The organism is Sphingobium olei (genome assembly GCF_042678845.1).
GTDB lineage: Bacteria > Pseudomonadota > Alphaproteobacteria > Sphingomonadales > Sphingomonadaceae > Sphingobium > Sphingobium olei.
This window is the reverse complement of record NZ_JBHTLS010000058.1, coordinates 1-2867: the sequence shown is the minus strand read 5'-3', so window position 1 is coordinate 2867 and position 2867 is coordinate 1. Positions and strand designations below refer to the sequence as shown.

Annotated in this window: 4 protein-coding genes; 3 read left to right on the top strand and 1 reads right to left on the bottom strand. The window is 60.7% G+C overall.

The window, feature by feature from the left end:
* Positions 1-99 precede the first annotated feature (99 nt).
* Positions 100-513 (top strand): hypothetical protein, encoded by a 414-nt coding sequence (locus ACFQ24_RS04145; protein ID WP_380909204.1) that lies wholly within the window; start codon positions 100-102, stop codon positions 511-513.
* A 14-nt stretch (positions 514-527) separates the two neighbouring features.
* Here the strand turns inward: ACFQ24_RS04145 and ACFQ24_RS04140 are convergent, their stop codons facing one another.
* Entirely contained in the window at positions 528-692 is a 165-nt protein-coding gene (locus ACFQ24_RS04140; protein ID WP_380909202.1) for a hypothetical protein, read from the bottom strand.
* Positions 693-826: 134 nt separating this feature from the next.
* On the opposite strand from ACFQ24_RS04140, the gene ACFQ24_RS04135 reads away from it, so the two are divergent.
* Positions 827-2494, top strand: a complete 1668-nt coding sequence (locus tag ACFQ24_RS04135) for an ATP-binding protein (RefSeq protein ID WP_380909200.1) — start codon at positions 827-829, stop codon at positions 2492-2494.
* A gap of 64 nt (positions 2495-2558) precedes the next feature.
* Positions 2559-2867, top strand: a 309-nt coding sequence (locus ACFQ24_RS04130) for a DUF5983 family protein (RefSeq protein WP_449325444.1), incomplete at its 3' end; no start/stop codon positions are given.

Below are 2867 nucleotides of genomic sequence, written 5' to 3'. Positions count from 1 at the left end.
AAGCCGGAGCTTCCAGTTCCTTCTGCTCGATTGCGACGGTGACCGCTCGGATGATCTGCCTGTCCACGACTGGTGATCCTAAAATCGAAAGGAATCCCGATGATTGGAACGCTTGAACGCGCCGCGGCACCCAGCCGTTCGGCCGGCGCGCAGATACCGCCGACAATCCCCGCCCTACCGCTGGAACCGGGCAAGCTTTATCTTCGGCTCTACCATGGCCGGGCCACGCCCGACGAGCAGATGGAGGACTGGGGCAGCGATGGTCCTGTGATCGGACCGCTCGCCTCGATCCATGTGACCTATATGTCTCATGTGAAATTCGCCGCGGCCCCGGATGTCATGGACCGCTTTTTCCCCGAGGTCATGGCGCAGTGGCGCACCAGCGGTGTCAGCAACAGTCATGGACCGCTTTGCGACTGGCAATTCAACCTGATCGACGATTTCATCGAATATGGCGGTATTCTATATGGGGATTGGTCGACCTTCCTCGCCGACGATAATGCTGCCCGCTAGCACATCATATCCCTTTATGGGCCATCGGCGTCACTCTCCAGCAGCGTGAGCAGCATCACATGGAGGGCATCTTCCGCGCGCTCCCGCCTTGTCGCATCGCTCGAGGCCAGATCCTTTCTCATCCAGTCGGGCAATCGCCGGACAAGGTCGCGCAGCTTCACATCGTTTGATTGGCTCATCATCCTCTCTTTGCAGGACGGTCATCCCGGCGACAACCGTCTTGCCCACCTGGCATCCGCAAACCGAGATGAAGGGGGAGGGGGCGGCGCAAGGGAGGCGGACAGACGGTCCGTCGTCGAGACTGGAGATGATCATGCCTCTTCCCGCCACCATCCAGACGGCCGTCAGCCAGGATGCGATCCGCCGCGCATCTCGCCTTTTCTCGGGGGATAGCCGCGACTGCCTCCACGAAATGTGCCAGAACGGGAGGCGCGCCGGCGCCACGCACATCGCCATCGATCTCACCCAACAGGACGGCCGCTTCTACCTTCATGTTCGCGACGATGGTTGCGGCATCGACGATCCGGCCGCCCTGCTGCTGCTGGGACATTCAGGTTGGGACCATGACATCGCGCGGTCCGAAGACCCCGCCGGCATGGGCATGTTCAGCCTTGCCGGCCGCTCCGTCGAAATCCAGTCCTTCTCGCCATCGGCTGGCACGGCATGGAAAGTGGGCATCCCGGCCCAGGCATGGGACAGCGGGGCTCCGCTTCCGCTTGAACAGGGCACGATCGGCTGGGGCACGCTGATCTCGATCGAAATGCCCGATGACTGGCATTTCGGTCTACACAGCATTGTCGCGGATATCGCGCTCCACTTTCCCTTGCCGATGACAATGAATGGGGTGTTGCAGCCGCGGGAGGATTTCCTCAAGGACGCGCTACTGGTCGAAGACGCTTGCGGCTGCCGTATCGGCGTCTATAATCTCGACCCTGACTGGCAACACGGCCGCCGCATCAACTTTCACGGTTTGCGTGTCAAATGCCCCTTGCCCACCATTCGCGAAATCAAGGACAGCTTCGACCACTGGGCCGTCCGGATCGATATTGTCGATGCGCCTGAAATCCATCTGGTACTCCCGGCCCGCAAGGACGTTATCGAAAACGCCGCACTGAAGTTTCTACGCGAAGCCGCGGAGCGAACCATATACAAGGCCATCGGTGCCAGGGCGGATCATCGCCTCGCGTTTGTCAGCTGGCAACGAGCGGCCGAACTTGGTGTTGCACTTCCTGAGGCGCGCTGCGGGCTTTCAACGTGGCGCCCGGAAACGGCCGACGACTGCCATGGACGCGCCAGCGCAATCATGGCTCCTGAAGGCGCAATGCTGATTGTTCCCACGATGGAGCCCGACATCGCTCAAGCTCTGGCGCTCGCTCGGGACAAGATGCCGCTTCAGGATTTTCAACTGGTTGAAGCGGAGAGCTCACTACAAGGCTATGCCTGGTACGACGAACTGCCGATCATTGAGCAGATCTCCATTCGCATTCACCGTGATGGTGCTGAATATCATTATGATGACGAGACCTGCCTGCCCGCTGATTTGGCTTCCGGCCGCGTCGACAGGATTGTGGTCGAGCTGATCGTCGCCAAGACCAGGCACGAAGGTGCGTTGCGGAGCATCCATTCCGTCGAAATCCCGGCTCTTGTCTGCCGCAATGGGGGTTGGGATCTCGAAGAAGCCATCATTCTCGCGACGCGCGAGGGCGACATCAAGCCGGACCGGTTGGGACGTATGATCTATGCATCTTTGTTCTGTTCAGTAGACGATGGCGACAGCGATAGTTGGGAAACCCAGTCATACACGTTCGAGCGAGATGCCCGGCAAGAAGCGACCCGGCTACTTCTCGGTGAAGACGCAGCCGTCCTTGAAGCCATCAGCATGAACGCACGGGATCATCTGGTCTGGCTGATCCCGCAGGATCGCAAGATCGTGATCCACGCCGAGCACGGCGGCATCACGGTCGATTTCATCTCCAACTGAACCGCCGGCGGGAGTGCCTGGCGCTCCCGCTACTCCTATCCGCCCCCAATGAAGGAGACCGGCCATGCGCCGCTTCCCGGTGTGCGCCTGCTCGACGGCGCATCTTCCCCTTGCCGAGCGCGACACCATTGACGGCCTGATCCGGAATGCGCCCCGAAGCGGCGGCCGCCTCATCGTCGATCATCCGCTATTGTTGATCGAGCCACACCAATATGGCTTCTGGATCCATCTTGGCCTGCTCGATGGCTGGCCCGAGCGCCCTGACGAACTCTCCCCTGAAATCTGGGCGCTGCTGACCCACGCGCGCAAGACCGGCGCCAACTGGATCAGCTTCGACCGTGACGAACCGCCTTGCAAGCGATTTCCGGTCTTT